Annotated in this window: 16 protein-coding genes; 7 read left to right on the forward strand and 9 right to left on the reverse strand. The window is 63.4% G+C overall.

Translation table 11 applies throughout. The annotated features are described in order from the left end of the window. The first annotated feature begins 129 nt into the window (after positions 1-129). From UP06_RS38050 to UP06_RS38065, 4 genes are all read left to right on the forward strand, one after another. Positions 130-375 carry an Lrp/AsnC ligand binding domain-containing protein gene (locus tag UP06_RS38050; RefSeq protein ID WP_045008738.1) on the forward strand — a complete coding sequence of 82 codons (246 nt, stop codon included), beginning with the start codon at positions 130-132 and terminating at the stop codon, positions 373-375. 109 nt (positions 376-484) lie between these two features. Further along, a complete protein-coding gene (locus UP06_RS38055; RefSeq protein WP_045008739.1) occupies positions 485-913 on the forward strand; it encodes a PqqD family protein in 429 nt (142 codons plus the stop codon). Next, positions 914-1,921 (forward strand): hypothetical protein, encoded by a 1,008-nt coding sequence (locus UP06_RS38060; RefSeq protein WP_045008740.1) that lies wholly within the window; start codon positions 914-916, stop codon positions 1,919-1,921. 12 nt (positions 1,922-1,933) lie between these two features. After that, positions 1,934-2,614: a glycosyltransferase family 2 protein gene (locus UP06_RS38065; protein ID WP_045008741.1), complete on the forward strand. Its 681-nt coding sequence runs from the start codon at positions 1,934-1,936 to the stop codon at positions 2,612-2,614. On the opposite strand, the gene UP06_RS38070 is transcribed toward UP06_RS38065, so the two are convergent. Together UP06_RS38070 and UP06_RS38075 are read right to left on the reverse strand one after the other, a co-directional pair. Then, entirely contained in the window at positions 2,589-4,178 is a 1,590-nt protein-coding gene (locus UP06_RS38070) for a nucleotidyltransferase family protein (protein WP_045008742.1), read from the reverse strand. The two genes, UP06_RS38065 and UP06_RS38070, sit on opposite strands and share 26 nt — an antisense overlap. Before the next feature lie 171 nt (positions 4,179-4,349). Next, the gene (locus UP06_RS38075) at positions 4,350-5,276 is read right to left on the reverse strand and encodes a c-type cytochrome (protein ID WP_045008743.1); all 927 of its coding nucleotides are present in this window, start codon (positions 5,274-5,276) and stop codon (positions 4,350-4,352) included. A gap of 153 nt (positions 5,277-5,429) precedes the next feature. Here UP06_RS38075 and UP06_RS38080 point away from each other — a divergent pair, with 153 nt between their 5' ends. Further along, positions 5,430-5,849, forward strand: a complete 420-nt coding sequence (locus UP06_RS38080) for a CHRD domain-containing protein (RefSeq protein ID WP_045008744.1) — start codon at positions 5,430-5,432, stop codon at positions 5,847-5,849. A gap of 170 nt (positions 5,850-6,019) precedes the next feature. Here UP06_RS38080 and UP06_RS38085 read toward each other — a convergent pair whose 3' ends face one another. Beyond that, on the reverse strand, positions 6,020-6,643 hold the full coding sequence (locus UP06_RS38085; RefSeq protein ID WP_045008745.1) for a class I SAM-dependent methyltransferase: 624 nt from the start codon (positions 6,641-6,643) through the stop codon (positions 6,020-6,022). Positions 6,644-6,733: 90 nt separating this feature from the next. Between UP06_RS38085 and UP06_RS38090 the strand changes: the two genes are divergently transcribed. Beyond that, positions 6,734-7,123, forward strand: a complete 390-nt coding sequence (locus tag UP06_RS38090; protein ID WP_245305649.1) for a VF_A0006 family four-cysteine protein — start codon at positions 6,734-6,736, stop codon at positions 7,121-7,123. Between the two features lie 7 nt (positions 7,124-7,130). Here UP06_RS38090 and UP06_RS38095 read toward each other — a convergent pair whose 3' ends face one another. The 3 genes from UP06_RS38095 to UP06_RS38105 form a co-directional block, all read right to left on the reverse strand. Continuing rightward, complete coding sequence (locus UP06_RS38095; RefSeq protein ID WP_045008746.1) at positions 7,131-8,414, reverse strand: cystathionine gamma-synthase family protein; 1,284 nt, start codon at positions 8,412-8,414, stop codon at positions 7,131-7,133. Between the two features lie 193 nt (positions 8,415-8,607). Further along, positions 8,608-9,057, reverse strand: a complete 450-nt coding sequence (locus tag UP06_RS38100; protein WP_045008747.1) for a c-type cytochrome — start codon at positions 9,055-9,057, stop codon at positions 8,608-8,610. Between the two features lie 95 nt (positions 9,058-9,152). Next, the gene (locus UP06_RS38105) at positions 9,153-11,462 is read right to left on the reverse strand and encodes a xanthine dehydrogenase family protein molybdopterin-binding subunit (RefSeq protein WP_045008748.1); all 2,310 of its coding nucleotides are present in this window, start codon (positions 11,460-11,462) and stop codon (positions 9,153-9,155) included. Between the two features lie 264 nt (positions 11,463-11,726). On the opposite strand from UP06_RS38105, the gene UP06_RS40480 reads away from it, so the two are divergent. Next, positions 11,727-11,894, forward strand: a complete 168-nt coding sequence (locus UP06_RS40480; protein ID WP_082078670.1) for a DUF2934 domain-containing protein — start codon at positions 11,727-11,729, stop codon at positions 11,892-11,894. Positions 11,895-12,003: 109 nt separating this feature from the next. On the opposite strand, the gene UP06_RS38110 is transcribed toward UP06_RS40480, so the two are convergent. The 3 genes from UP06_RS38110 to UP06_RS38120 form a co-directional block, all read right to left on the reverse strand. Then, a complete protein-coding gene (locus UP06_RS38110) occupies positions 12,004-12,384 on the reverse strand; it encodes a DUF1127 domain-containing protein (RefSeq protein WP_045008749.1) in 381 nt (126 codons plus the stop codon). Positions 12,385-12,692: 308 nt separating this feature from the next. Beyond that, a complete protein-coding gene (gene murJ, locus UP06_RS38115; protein WP_045008750.1) occupies positions 12,693-14,219 on the reverse strand; it encodes a murein biosynthesis integral membrane protein MurJ in 1,527 nt (508 codons plus the stop codon). Between the two features lie 195 nt (positions 14,220-14,414). After that, positions 14,415-15,413, reverse strand: coding sequence for an IS5 family transposase (locus UP06_RS38120; protein ID WP_044999899.1), 999 nt, complete (start codon positions 15,411-15,413; stop codon positions 14,415-14,417). Positions 15,414-15,465: the final 52 nt, after the last annotated feature.

Consider the following 15,465-nt stretch of genomic DNA (forward strand, 5'->3'; position numbering starts at 1 on the left):
AAGACTTCGTAGGGCAAGACTGGTATCTGCGCGCCAGGGCGGCCTATTCCTGCGGCCGGCAAGTTCGCTTGCTAAATCCGGCCGGTTTTGGCCTATTAGCCCCAAAGATATGCCTTCGGAGTGACTGCAATGGTTCCCTTTTTCGTCCAGATCAAATGCAAGCTCGGCCAGTCCTACACGGTCGCCAACGCGCTCGCCGAAGCCGAGATCGCCTCCGAGATCTACTCCACGGCCGGCCATTACGACCTGCTGGTGAAATTCTACGTCGACAACGACACCGACATCGGCCATTTCATCAACGAGAAGGTGCAGGTGCTGCCGGGCATCCAGGACACGCTCACCATCATCACCTTCAAGGCGTTCGGCGCGAGCTGACTGCCCGGAATTGACGCAAGGCGCGCGGTTCTCGCAGCCGGGCGCCTATGCTAGCGTGCGGCCCCTTGGAATTGCAGTTTTTGGAATTGAAGTGAGCACTGAGCAAATCATGGCCCTCACCACGTCGGTGCCGCTCCTGATCAGCCAGCAATTCGATAGTGAAGTGGTGTTGGCCAACTATCAGAATGGCGTCTACTACAACCTCGACGGCAGTGCCGCGCAGGTCTGGCTCGGCCTCAAGGCCGGCCGAACGGTTGAGGAGATCGCTGGTGCCTTCGCTGCCACCACCGGTGGCGATTCCGGCTCCATCACGAGCCAGGTACAGGCCTTTGTCGACAGCATGCTGGCGGAAGGCCTCATCGCCAACGGCGCGGCTGATGCGCGCAGTGAGACATGGTCGCCGGTGGGCCCGTTTGCCGCGCTGGAATTCCAGCGCTTCGACAATCTGCGGGAGCTGTTGCTGATGGATCCCGTGCACGATGCCGGCGAGGAAGGCTGGCCACTGCGCGAGACCCAAGAGACCTACAAAGAGAACTAGATGAAAGCTAGCGGTCTCATCCGGCAGGAGATCGCGAAGGTCTTCGCCAAAGCGGACTTCGACAAGACAATGTCAGAGCCGATCGAGGCGCAGGCGCGCTGCGGGCCGTTCGGTTTGCGTCTCGGGTTTGCCTCGCAGGATTTGGCCCGCATGTTTCTGCCGGCCTACATCCAGCGCCCGCCTGATACCATCGATCTCGACCTGCGCTTCATCACCGCTGCCGACCATGATCTCTCCGCACTCGTGCCTGAAGCCTCCGAAAAACCGCGGCTCCTGATCGAGGACGGAATCTATTCGGTGTGGCAGCCGGCCGTCATTCCCGTGCTGTACGCGGTCGACCTGATCGCGCGGCGTGGCATCGCGTGGCTGCCGAAGGGCGAAGCGCCGCCCTGGATCCGCAGCCGCCCGGCGATCTCGCTGATCCACGCCATGATGCATGAGACGCCCTGGTGCGCCGTCCATGCCGCCGCCGTCGGAAGCACAGCAGGCTTCACGCTGCTCGCGGGCGAAGGCCACAGCGGCAAGACCACCGCGGCGCTCGCCTGTGCGAAAGCCGGCTGGCGTTACGCGGGCGACGATTTCGTTGCGGTCAACAGCGAGACCGGACAGATCGAGCCGCTGTTCTGCTCGGCGCGGCTGCGCCCTGCCCTCGTCGATACGTTCAAAAGCTTCATCGGCGAAACCACGCCGGTTTCGGACTTCAACGGCGAGCCGCGTCATGAGCTCAGCCTCGCCGATCTCGGCGAGCGCATTGGCGGAGGCCAACTGCGCGCGCTCTTCATCCCGCGCCGGCGCGGCGCGGCATTGCCCGAATTCACACCGGCGCGACAATCGGATGCGTTCCGCGCGCTGCTGCCGACCACGGCCTACGAGCTGCCGGGATGGCCCAACGAGATCGCCGACAAGGTTGCGCGGATCGGAGGCCTCACACCGGTGTTTTTCGTCGACACGGGCACCAACCCGATGGACATTCCCTCCGCCTTCGCCCTTCAACTGGAACGACTCTGAGGCTGCACCACGATGCTGGTCTCCGTGATCATCGCCGCCTACAATTCCGAGGCCTACGTTGCCGAGGCGATCGAGAGCGTGCTCGGCCAGACCGTCCCGGCCGGCGAGGTCATCGTCATCGACGATGGATCAACCGACGGCACAAGCGGCATTCTCGCGCGGTTCGGCGACTGCATCATCGCGCTCAATCAGACGAACAGCGGCCAGGCCGTCGCCGTCAACAAGGGCCTCGCGATGGCGCGTGGCGAGTTGATCGGCTTCTGCGATGCGGATGATCTCTGGACGGCGCGAAAACTGGAGCTGCAACTGGCGCTGCTCGAACGGAACAGTGACGTCGATGCCGTGTTCGGCAAGGTCCAGCAATTCGTCAGTCCCGACGTGCCGGAGGACCAGCGCGAGCGCCTCAAGCCGGCCGTCGAGATCATGCCGGGCGAATTGAAGCAGTGCATGCTGATCCGGCGCGACGCGCTCGACCGGGCCGGCCCGTTCGACGAGAGCCTGCCCGCAACCTTCTTCATCGCATGGCTCGGCCGCGCCAAGCAGGGCGGCCTGAACAGCGCACATGTCGACGACATCGTCGTCCGGCGCCGGCTTCATCTCGGCAATGGTGGCCGCACCAACACAGAGGCGCAAAACCGCGAGACGCTGCTGGCGTTGCGCAAGGCCATCAAGGCCCAGCGCCCGCCGGAGTGAAAACCAAAACGCCGTCGACCGAGACCGACTTCACGAACAGGCCAAGCAGGCGGTGATCGATCGAATGGCCAATGTCCATCGGGCGCCGCGCATCGAGCATCCGCAGCGCGACGACAATCTTGCGCGGGCCGGTGCCGACGATCTTCGCGTTCAGCGTGATCTTGAACGGCATCGGATCGTTGCGCCCCGCCGTCAACTGCAACACGACACCGGCGCCGGCATAGGCCGCGAACGGAAAGCTGTCCGTCCCCGGCGGCAGGAATGGCACCACCGCTAGCTCCACAGCGGCCAAGCCAATCTTCTGCTCGTCGACCGGCACCTCGATGATCGCGAACTGACGATCCGTCCACCGCCCCTCGTCCTCCGGAATCGAAAATCCCTGCCCGAACCAGACGCCCTTACCCCGCAGCGGATATGCCGCGCTCGCCGTCTGCTGCCAGATCCGCTTCAGGATCGCATCCCTGAACAAGGGAAAATGCACGACGCTGGCATCGAACGCCGCCATGGCCGCCCCGGGCAATTTCAGCCAATCCCCCGACCGGAACGGCGCCTTGAACTGCCCGCGCAGCGACGCGAAGAAGGCGACCCAAAACTGCTGCCATGGCGTGCGCTGCGCCTGCGGCACAGCGCGGATGGAGATCTCGATCGACTTCCCCGGCGGGCCGTAATCCCACAGCTGCTCCACCAGACCATCCGGCACCATCGCCGGCATCTCGCGCGCAACGACATCGAGCAATTGTGCTGCAAACAGGCTGCCATTGTAGCGCGTCACGATCGAACGGAAGCGATCCCAATCGACCTTCGCGCCGGCGATCTGCAGGACATGGACGACCTCGAGCGCCCGGGACACCATCTCGTTCTGATCGGCAGGTTCCGGCCGCATCGCCGCAATCGCCAGATGTTCGGCAAGGCCGGGGATCAGCACCTCATGCGTCAGCAGCGTCGCGGTCTCGGCTGAACTGAACAGCCCCTCGGTAAAACGCTCATCGTCGAGCCAGAACAGCGCGCGCCAGTGCAGATCGATGGCCCGGCTGAGGCCGGCCTGCGACATCGCAACCGCATGGATGTCGCGGTCGAAATCGGACTCCGAGAACAGCTCGACGTTCATGCCGTGGCTGCGGAAGGAGGCCTGCCGCAGCACGTCGATGGCGCGCGGCGCGTCCGCGCGGCGGACCAGGAGATCGTAATCCCCGGTCATGCGCTTCGCCATGTAGCTCTCGTCGCGCGCGAACAGCGCGCCGCCCTTGATCAGCAGGGCGGCGATGCCGGCTTTCTTGAGCGCGGCGGAGGCCGCGACGATATCGCGGACCCGCGTCGCGTTAGACAGCCAGACATGCTTGACGACACCGCGCATCCGCTTGGTGTCGGCGTCGGTGATCCCCGCCATGTCGGCGGTGGCCACGAGCAGCGGCATGGTGCGGTAGACGACTTCGTCGGCCGCATCGAGCGGCTCGGAGGCGCGCCAGGCCTGATAGGCGTCGATCGCGGTCTGGCCCTGCCCAAGAGCGGCCCTGAACAACGTCAGATGACGCGGGCCCAACGCGGTCGGTAGCTTTGGTGCCATCTCAACCGAACGGTTGAGCCGCGAGGCGTGCTTCGTGCGGCACGGCAAAATCACGCACCGAAACGATCAGCCACAGCACGAAAATTCCACGCCCCATCATGACGCATTCCAATTCCGAGATCGGCAACGATGGAGGTGCAATCACGGGGTGTCAATTGCAAAGGGCAGGCTTTAGCCGCCGCCCTCCTTGCGCTTGGGCGGCGTCGGCCCGTCGACCGGCGGCAGCGATTTGAGGTAGGCAGCCATCGCGGCACGATCCTCAGGCGTCAGCTGCGCCAGGTTCTTTATCACCGGCCGCATTGAGCCTGACGCACTGTCGCCCTCGGGCATGTCGCCGGTTTCGAGGAAGTCGGCGATCTCCTTCTCGCTCCAGCTACCGATGCCCTTCTGCGTGATGTTCGGCACCCAGCCCTCGCCTTCGGGATTGGGGCCACCGGCGAAGCGCTGCGAGGTGATGACGCCGCCGAGAAAATTGCGCGGGCTGTGGCACTCGGCGCAATGGCCAAAGCCGTTCACGAGATAGGCGCCGCGATTCCATTGCGCCGACCGCGTTGCATCCGGCATGAACGGCCTGACGTCCATGAACAACAATTTCCAGATGCCGACATTGCGGCGGATATTGAACGGAAACGGCAAATCGTGGTCGCGCACCCTGCCCGATACGGGCGGCAGCGTCTTCAGATAGGCAAAGAGATCGCGGACGTCATCGGCCTTCGCAATATGGTAGGAGGTGTAGGGGAATGCCGGGAAATAATGCGTGCCTTCGGGCGAAATGCCACGCATCACGGCGTTGACGAAATCGGCCTCGCGCCAGCGGCCGATGCCGTCGGTCGGATCGGGCGAAATGTTCGGCGCGTAGAATGTCCCGAACGGCGAGCCGAGCGGCAGGCCGCCGCCGAGCCGCAGGCGATCAGGCTGATTGCGGACCGCGTGGCAGGAGGAGCATCCACCGGCGTTGAACAGCTCTTTTCCATTGGCGAGATCGGGCCCGCGCGTTGGCGCCGGCAAGGCCAGCGCGGTCGGCGCGGTCAGCCACCAATAGACGGCGAAGGCTGCGACGGCGGCGATCAGGATGACAGAAATTGTTCGTCGCAACATTGAGGATCCCATCGAGCTCGGGCGAATTTACGGATCATCCCGCACCCGCTCCAGCCACGAATAATTTAGATGGTTTGATCGAAATGCGGGAATAAAGTCCGAACCGCACTGTTTGCAGATTGACAGCAATCAGATGTCAACCGGGAGAGACCCATGAACAAAGCCCTTTTTGCCACGCTGGCCCTCGGAGCCGCCGTCGCATTCGCAAGCCCCGCCAGCGCGGAGAAACTGAAGGCGACACTGGACGGCAAGTCCGAAGTCCCCGCCACCACCAGCAGCGGCACCGGCACGGCCGATCTCGACTATGACGCCGCCAGCAAGAAGCTCTCCTGGAAGCTGAGCTATTCCGGCCTCTCGGGCCCCGCCACCGCCGCCCATTTCCACGGCCCCGCCGAGACCGGCAAGAACGCCGGCGTCGCGGTCCCGATTCCCGGCGCCGCCAACAGCCCGGTCGAGGGCTCGGCCACGCTGACCGACGCGCAGGCCTCCGACCTTCTCGCCGGCAAGCTCTATGTCAACGTTCACACCGCGGCCAATCCGGGCGGCGAGATCCGCGGTCAGGTGACGAAGTAAGCTTTATAGCAACTTCGTTGCGTAAAGGCCGGACGCTGGAGGGAGCGTCCGGCTTTTTCGATTCCGGATAGTACGAATGTAAGCCCGTAGCCGGGATGGAGCGAAGCGAAATCCGGGATGGACCTGTCGGCTCGCACACGCTTCCCGGATTTCGCTTCGCTCCATCCGGGCTACGCCGAACGCTTCCGTACAGCGACCTGGTGGCTTTTGAGGATCACCTGGGCATCGTCGTGCCAGGCGAGGAAGGTGTCGACGGCGGGCGCGACGCGCATCGAATCGGGATTGTCCGGCATCCAGGTGTAGTCGTCCATCAGCATCACGCCGCCATCGCGCAGCAGGCGCCAGGCGCCGAGGCAATCGATCATCACGTCGTCGCGCTGATGGCTGCCGTCGACATAAATGAAATCGAAGACCGCGTTCTCTTCGCGCAGCATGCCGAGCGCCTTGATCGACGTGCCAACGATCTTGCGCAGCCGCGGGCCATAGGCGGCAAGGTTGCGGTCGAACCGCTCGGCATCGTCCTCGCGGAAGAGATCGACGCAGGTGAGGTGCGCGCCGGCGAAGAACTCGAACCAGAACACCGCAGATCGCCCCTCCTTGGAGCCGATCTCGAGCACGCGGCTGGTCGTCTCGCGCATGTCGTTGAACAGCGTGCTCCAGGCGACCGTACGCGCGGCGACATAGTCGCGCCGAAAGTCCTTGCCTGCAAAGATGTGCGCGTAGGGGTCCTGGGCCCGCGCCAGCTCGATCACCCGCGCGCGAAGCTGCGCCACTCGGACGGAGGGATCGCTCATGAGAGCCCGGACCTTGGCTGCGCGACAGCATCGACCATTGTGCCATCGATCTGGCGCTTTATGATCGGCTCCAGAGCAGAGGTGCGCAACATGACCACTCCCAACGAGAATTACCCCGCCTTCTTTGCTATGTTATCGCACCAGGGCGCATCCCGGAAGCCTGCTCGCGCGCTGTGGCGCGTTCTGACGGGCGTTGTCGTTGCCGGAGCGCTTGTTTCGTTCTCCGGATCGGTCGTCGCGCAAACCGACATGGAGAGGCAGGCTCAATGCGAGCTGTCGGCCATCCGCGACACGAGATCGCCCCTTGCCGTCCAGTACATCCGTTCGGCCTGCAACTGGCTCGTGGTCAATGGCGACTCCCTGTTGAACGCATCGAGCAAGGGTTATTATATCTGCCTCGTGCGGCAGCTGTCAGGCGCCCAGTCCAACGAGGCTGCCGCCGCCATCATGTCGGCATGTCGCACATCCAATCCGCTTTGAATAGCGCTCAAGCCGCGTTCAAGGCCTGCGTGAGGTCCGCGATCAGGTCCGAGGGGTGTTCGATGCCGATCGACAGCCGGATCGTGGAATCCAGAACGCCGATTTTTTCGCGGATGGCGGCCGGGACGCCGGAATGGGTCATCGTTGCCGGCAGGCTCGCCAGCGACTCCGTTCCGCCAAGGCTCACCGCCAGCTTGAATATCTGGAGCGCGTTGAGGAATTTCACCGCCGCCGCCTTGCCGCCGACGATGTCGAACGAGAACGTCGAGCCCGCACCCAAGCACTGCCGCGCGAACACGCGGCCGGCCACTGAGGCCTCTTCGTGATGACCGAGATAGTGGACTTTGGCCACCTTGGCATGATCGCGCAGATAGTCCGCCACAAGGCGCGCGTTGCTGTCGGCCTTCTCCATGCGCAGGCTCAAGGTCTCGAGCGAGCGGTTGATCATCCAGCAGGAATGCGGATCGAGCTGGGTGCCGATGGCACCGCGCAGCGCCTTGATGCCCTTCATGATCGCCTTTGTGCCAAGGGCCGCGCCCGCGATCAGGTCGGAATGGCCGCCGACATATTTGGTCAGCGAGTACAGCGAAATATCCGCGCCATGCTCGATCGGCCGCTGAAACACCGGGCCGAGCAGCGTATTGTCGCAGGCGATGATCGGTGTATGGCCCTGGGTCTTTCCGATGGTCTCGGCAACGCGGCGCATCATCGCGATGTCGACCAGGCCGTTGGTCGGGTTGGCCGGGGTTTCGACCAGAATCATCGCAACCCGGCCCTTGCGCATGGCCTCCTCCGCGGCCTGGCTGACCGCCGCTTCATCGATGCCATCGGCAAACCCGACCGCACCGACCGCAAGACGCGAAAGCGTGTTCGTCAACAGGGTTTCCGTCCCGCCATAGAGCGGCTGGGAGTGCAGGATGACGTCGCCAGGGCGAATGAAGGCCAGGATCGTGGTCGCGATGGCCGCCATGCCGGATGAGAACAGGACACAGCTCTCGGTCCGCTCATAGATGGCGAGCCTGTCCTCGACGATTTCGCTGTTGGGATGGTTGAACCGCGAATAGACGAGACCCGCGCCCATGCCTTCCGGCGGCTCGCGCCGGCCGGAGACGAAATCGAAAAAGTCCTGCCCGTCATCAGCCGTCTTGAACACGAAGGTCGAGGTCAGAAACACCGGCGGCTTGATGGCGCCTTCGGACAATTGCGGATCATAGCCATAGGTCAGCATCAGCGTTTCCGGATGCAGCATATGGTTGCCGATATGGGTCTTCGACGGGAACGGTTTGACCATGGCCTGTCTCGCTGTTGACTTGGATCCTCGCCGCGCGTTGGAACTCCTGATGTCGTGAGGCATCAACGCCGCAGCGGCGCGACCACAGATAACCACTCTGACGGCAATCCGTCAGGTCATGCGAGGAGAATTTGCAATTGCGCGGGTCGTCATGAGTCCCGTAGCCCGCATGAGCGCAGAAAAGGTCGGGACGCTATTTCAACTTCACCCGATACGTCTCGTGGCAGTCGGTGCAGCGATCATTCATCGCGGTGTAGGCAGCCTTCAGGCTCGCCAGATCGGTGACCTTGCCCTTGACCTCGGCAATCGCCTTCTGCACCGGCGGAATCTTGGAGTCGAAATCGGCCTTGTTCTGCCAGACCTTGGGCGAAGAACCGTAAGTCGAGTTCACCACGTCCTGCTTGGGATTGACCTCGAACGTCTTGGCGATTTTGGCGACATCGGTTTCGAGACTGGCGATGGCATCGTCGACGGCCTTCTGGTCATAGGGAATGTCGCCCTTCGTCATCTTGAGGATGACCCCGTACATGCTCTTGGCCTGCGAGCGCATCAGATTGTCCTGCTGGACGGCAACCTCCTGCTGCGCCATCACGGCGCCCGCACCCAAAATGAGGGTGCCCACGACAATCAAAATTCGTTTCATCGGCTTGTTTCTCCGGATCGCAAGACAGTTTGAGGGAAGGCCATTCATGGTTAGAACCCGGCGGCGGGCGATTATTCCCGCCGCGGGAACGAGGCTTACAGGCTGTGGCGCCGGTGGTGCTCGTTGATCGCGATCCAAACACGTTCTGGTGTCGCCGGCATGTCGATGTGGTCGATCTTGTATTCGCGCCAGAGCCCGTCGACGATCGCATTGACGACGGCCGGACAGGAGCCGATCGCACCGGCCTCGCCCGCGCCCTTCACGCCCAGCGGATTGGTCGTGCAGGGGATGTTGTTGGTCTCGAACACGAAGGACGGGCCGTCGGCCGCGCGCGGCAGCGCGTAGTCCATATAAGTTGCGGTGATGAGCTGGCCGTCACCGGCGCCATAGACCACCTGCTCCATCAACGCCTGGCCGATGCCCTGCATGGCGCCGCCATGCACCTGACCGGCCAAAAGCAGCGGATTGAGGGTCTTGCCGAAATCGTCGACGATCACGTAGTTGACGATCTTGATGATGCCGGTGGCCGGATCGATCTCGACCTCCGCGACATGGGTGCCGTTGGGATAGGTGCCGTCGGCGCTGGCAAAGGTCGCGCTGGCGTTCAGCTTCGACGGATCGGCATTCGGCCGCTTGGCGAGATCGGCAAACGAGATCGAACGATCGGTGCCGGCGATGCGCACGATGCCATCGGTGATCTCGAGGTCGCCGGCGCTCGCTTCCAGCGCCTGTGCCGCGATCTCTTTCAGCTTCTGGCCGAGTTCGCGCGTGGCGCGCTCGACGCTGACGCCGCCCGAGGGAATCGAGGCCGAGCCGCCGGTGCCGAGGCCGGTCGCGATCATCGCAGTATCGCCCTGGTGGACGTGCACGCGCTCCGGCGCCAGCCCGAACTGCTCGGCGACGATCTGTGCATAGGCGGTCTGGTGGCCCTGCCCGCTCGACTGCGTGCCGATCAGGACGGTGACGTCGCCATTGGGATCCATCCGCACATTGGCGGTCTCCTCACCCATGGTGCCGCAGACCTCGACATAGCTCGCAAGACCAATGCCGCGGATCAGGCCGTTCTTCTTGGCCGCCTTGGCGCGCTTGGAAAACTCCTTCCAGTCGCCGATCTCCATTGCGCGCTTGAGATGCGCGGCGAAGTCGCCGGAATCATAGACCTTGCCCGTCGCGGTCTTGTAGGGCAGCGCCTTCGGCTGAATGAAATTCTTGCGGCGGATGGCGTCCGGCGTCATGTCGAGTTTTCGCGCGCAGGCGTCCACGAGGCGCTCGATGACGTAGGCGGCCTCGGGCCGGCCCGCACCGCGATAGGCATCGACCGGCACGCTGTTGGTGAAGACGGTGCGCACCCGGCAGTGGAAGGCCTGGATGTCGTAGAGGCCCGGCAACATGCCGGCGCCGCCATGCGGAATGTAGGGCCCGAACGTCGACAGATACGCGCCCATGTCGCCCATCAGATCGCAATCCATCGCGAGGAATTTGCCGTCTTCAGTCAGCGCCATCTTCGCGGTGGTGACATTGTCGCGGCCCTGCGCGTCGCCCATGAAGTGCTCGGTGCGGTCGGCGGCCCACTTCACCGTTTTCTTCAGTTGCTTTGCCGCGACCGCCACCAAAGCGTATTCGCGATATGGAAACAGTTTTGTGCCGAAACCTCCGCCGACGTCGGGGCAAATCACCCGCATCTTGTCGGTCGGGATCTTGAGAACGTTCTGGCAAAGAATGTCGCGCAGCCGGTGGCTGCCCTGGCTGCCGATCGTCAGGGTCAGATGATCATTTTTGGCGTCGTATTCGCAGACCGCCGCGCGCGTCTCCATGAAGCTTGCGACCACGCGCGGATTGACGATGGCGATCTCGGCGACCGCATGCGCCTTGGCGAACGCAGCTTCGGTCGCAGCCTTGTCACCGATCGAAACATCGAACAGCACATTGCCGGGCTTGTCCGGCCAGACCTGCGGCGCGCCCTTCTTCACGGCATTGACGAGGCCGGTCACGGCCGGCAGCGGCGACCATTTGACCTCGATCGCCTCGATTGCGTCGCGGGCCTGGTCGATGGTCTCGGCGACGACGAAGGCGATGCAATCGCCGACATGGCGTACCTCGTCCTTGGCGAGGATCGGGTATGGCGGGCCGGTGAAGGGATCGGTCTCGAGATTGAACAGGCACGGCAGATTGCCGAGATCGGCGACGTCGTCGGCGGTCAGGATCAGCGCGACGCCGGGAAGCCCGCGGGCGCGGCTGGCATCGATGGTGAATTTGGCGTGCGCATGCGGCGAGCGCAGCATCAGGCAGCGGAGCGCAGCATGCGGCGCATAATCGTCGGTATAGCGGCCCTTGCCGCGGATGAGCGCGTCATCCTCCTTGCGCAGCACACTCTGGCCGACGCCGAACTTGATGGGGGCTGCCATTTGATCTCCACGTCCGCATGGTTGTTTTGCCGGCATACTGCCGTGGAAAAAGTGGCAAGGCAAACGGGTTTGTTGGTACGGGAGATCAACCCCGGACGTAGCTACGTCTGCCGAGACCGCCGCGACTCCTGGGTTAGGAACAAATCCTCGTTGTAAAGGCTTGTATTTGCGGAGACGGAATCCAGAGCGGGACAGTCGCCAACGTGGCCATACGGAGTAACGCCCGTGTGGTCGCGTTTACGCCCTTAATCAGCGAGTGGACCCATGCCCAACCCGACCGAAGAGCAGATCCGAAATCGCGCGCATCAATTGTGGGACGTCGCCGGGCGGCCGGAAGGGCGCGAGGACGAATTCTGGCACGAAGCCGAACGCGAATTGAAGGACGGCGGCACAAACAATCCCGACGAGAAGTCCGAGACGTTTCTCGAGTAGCAGGCACGGCCCGCGACAACACGCCTGAGAACAAGCAGCAACAACTGACCGCCGCTTGTTCGCAGATCGCATGTCATCCATCTCTGCCCGCTTGATCCGTTACGTCACATCAGGCCCATGGATACCCCGCGCCATTTCTAAGCCTGTCGATCGCTCGCCAAGACGTGAGGTGGTCGATCTCGCCGCGCGTCAGGCCAATATCCATCAGCTCCCTGTCACTCAGGTCCTGCAGCCGTGGGCCCTGGCGCCGCTCCCGAAACGCACGCCAATATTGCTTGAGCAAGCCAAGGACGCTCCGCGTCGAGGCGGCCGTTGGTCCGGCAGCGTTCTTGTCCGACAAAGCATTGTCCAGCGCTGCGGCAGACGCCTTGAGGCGTGCTGCCAAAGCCTGATCGACCGCGCTCTTCGCCGATACGATGGAGAGGTTGAGGCTGCGCCTTGCGGCATCGCGCTCAATCCCGGATGAGATGTTCGTCTGTTGCGGTGGCATCGCACGCTCCTGCTGTTGTGCCGGCAGGGAACGTGGCCAAACAAAAAGCCCCGTCCGATGCCGGCGGGGCCTGGTGGAAAGATGTCGTCGTCGAATTCCTAGCGCACGACTCCTTCCACGGCCCAGCCAAAGCGGGTCATGTGCATGAAGTTGACGTTGCGCGACGATTTAATCATGCGCCTCCAGTACCACGGCAATCGCGCCAAATCAAGGGATGCGCGAAGGTCGATTGCACCCCAGAGGCGAGCACCTCGTTCCGGCGCATTCGTGCCCCGTAAAACGGGCACGACGAATCTATTGAAGTTTGCCTAGCCGCGCACCAGCGAGACCAGCCAGCGGCGCCCGAACAGGATGAGGATCGCGAGCGCGTAGACGATCGTGCCCCCGACGGCGAGCAGGACCAGCGTCAATTCATCGTGGAAGTGCATCGCGCCCAGCGCAGAACCGCTGAAGCGCGCGGTCAGCCAGAAGGCGGCGGCCAGGATGAGTCCGGTCAGCAGGAATTTGCCGAGCGACAGCAGCCAGGCGCGGTCGATCACGAGAAAGCCGCGCCGTACGGCAAAGAACAGCACAAGCAGCAGATTGGTCCAGACGCCGACGGCGGTCGCGAGCGCCAGGCCGATCTGGGCCAGCGATCCCATCAAGGCAAGCTTCAGGGCGACGTTGACGGCGATGCCGGTCAGTGAGGCGCGAACCGGCGTTGCCGTATCCTTGCGCGCGTAGAAGGTCGCGACCGCGCTGCGGATCAAGACGAAAGGAATGAGGCCGATCGCATAGGCCGCGAGCGTGGCGCCGGCTGCAGCCGCATCGGCCTTGGAAAAGGCGCCGCGCGCGAACAGCGCGCGCATGATCTCTTCGGGCACGGTGAGGAAGGCAGCCACAAACGGCACCGAGAACAGCAGCGTGAAATCGAACGCGCGGCGCTGCGCCTTCATCGCACCGCCATGGTCATTGGCGGTGATCCGGCGCGACATCTCCGGCAGCAGCACCGTGCCGATGGCGATGCCGATCACGCCGATCGGGAGCTGGTTGAGGCGGTCGGCATAATACAGCGCCGACAGCGCGCCGGCGGGGAGGAAGGTCGCGATGATGGTGTCGGCGAACAGCGCGACTTGCGTGCCCATCGAGCCCAATGTCGCCGGGCCAAGCGCCCTAAAGAAGGCGCGGACGTCTTCGTCGAGCTTGAGCGGTGCAAAGCGCGGCAGACCGCCATGGCGGGCAAGATCGCCGGCGAGCAGGAAATATTGCAGGAAGCCCGAAATCAGGACGCCCCACGCCGCGGCGTGGCCCGCGCTGGGAAACCATGCGGCCAGCGCCAGCGTCATCATCATCGCGACGTTGAGGAAGATCGACGCGGCCGCAGCGCTGGCAAAGCGCTGCATCACGTTGAGCATACCGCCATAGAGCGTCACCAGCGTGATCAGCAGGAGATAGGGAAAGGTGATCCGGGTCAGCTCGATCGCGAGGTGCCGCTGCTCGGCATCCTCGCTAAAGCCCGGCGCCAGAAGACTCATGGCCTGCGGCATGAACAGCCAGGCGACGATCAGCAGCACCACTTGCGAGGCCAGCAGCAGCGTGAAGATGCGGTCGGCGAACAGCCGTGCCGCCGCCTCCCCGCGCTCGCCATGGACATGGGCATAGGCCGGCACCCAGGCGGCGTTGAAGGCGCCCTCGGCAAAGATCGCACGAAAATGATTGGGCAGGCGCAGCGCCACGAAAAAGGCGTCGGCCACGGGGCCAGCGCCCAGGATCGCCGCGAGCATGATGTCGCGGGCAAATCCCGTCAGCCGCGAGAGCAGCGTGTAACCGCCAACCGTGAAGATACGTCCGAGCATGCGTCCTGTTTTAGAGGCTTATCGGACAGAGGTCGATTGCATCTTGCGCTGCGCATTGCTGTGCCCTCTCCCCTTGTGAGGGCTTTGCACAGAGGGGCGAGCGGGCGCTTGAGGTGCGTCGCGGGCTTTTTTGATGTCAGCCCGCTACAGTGAGCGGCATTTTGCTCATTTCATCCCCTGTTGTCCTCTGTTTTTTCATGCGGAGACGGACTCCTGGCGTTGTGCGGCCAATGCGCCGGCCGCACGCCGTAGGTTGTAGGCGCAGCAGGCCAGCACGATGTGCACCTGATTGCGCTCGAAGTTGAAGAAGCGCATCCGCCGGAGACCATAATGCTCCTTGAACACGGCGTACGGACGCTCGACGGCGGCGCGCACCTTGGCGATTAGTTTGTTGCGCAGCTTCTGCCGCGGCGGCAGTTCGGGATGATGCTTGTTGGGCCGATGCATCAGGCGGTCCTTGATGCCAGCTTCTTTAAGACGCGCGTGCCGGGCATGCGTGTAGTAGGCCTGATCGCCATAGACCGCGGCCTCATCGCCGCAGAACAGACGATCCGCTGGCTCGGTATCGGTGATTGAGGCGTCCGTCACATGGACGCGACGAATGAGGGTGTGACCTGCATCCACGCCCGTGTGGATTTTATAGCCGAACACGCTCTTTTTGCCTTTCCGGCCCCAGCGAGCATCGCGATCCGCAGATGGTTTGGGTGGCGTATCCTCGCCATCCTTGCGTGCCTTGCGGGGCGGAGTGGCTCGTGCCGCGATTAACGAGGCGTCGACCAGCGTTCCCTGCTTGAGGATCAGCTTCTTGGCCTCCAACTGCCGATTGATCTCAGTGAAGATCTTCTCGATCAGACCGTCCTTGGCGAGTTCCTGCCGAAACCGCCACAATGTCGTGTGATCCGGGGTCTGATCGTGCAGGCTCAGACCAACAAAGCGGCGGAACGACAACCGGTCTGCAATGGCCGCTTCCAGCGCGGGATCAGACAGATTGTGCCAGATCCCGGCGAGCAAGCAGCGAAGCAAGACTTCCGCCGGATAGCTGCTGTTGCCGGCACCATCGCCGCCCCGCTTGCCAAGCAGCGAGCGCAGCGGCGCCCAATCCACAACAGCCTCCACCTCATCCAGGATGCTGCTTCGCGGTGCCCGAACCAGGCCATCCGCCAAGCTCATCTGACCGACATTGCGCTCAACCATGGCTCCCCTCGCTAGAATCAGCCATGATTCAAAGAATCACGTGCAGCCGATT

This window comes from Bradyrhizobium sp. LTSP857, from assembly GCF_000938285.1.
Lineage (GTDB): Bacteria > Pseudomonadota > Alphaproteobacteria > Rhizobiales > Xanthobacteraceae > Bradyrhizobium.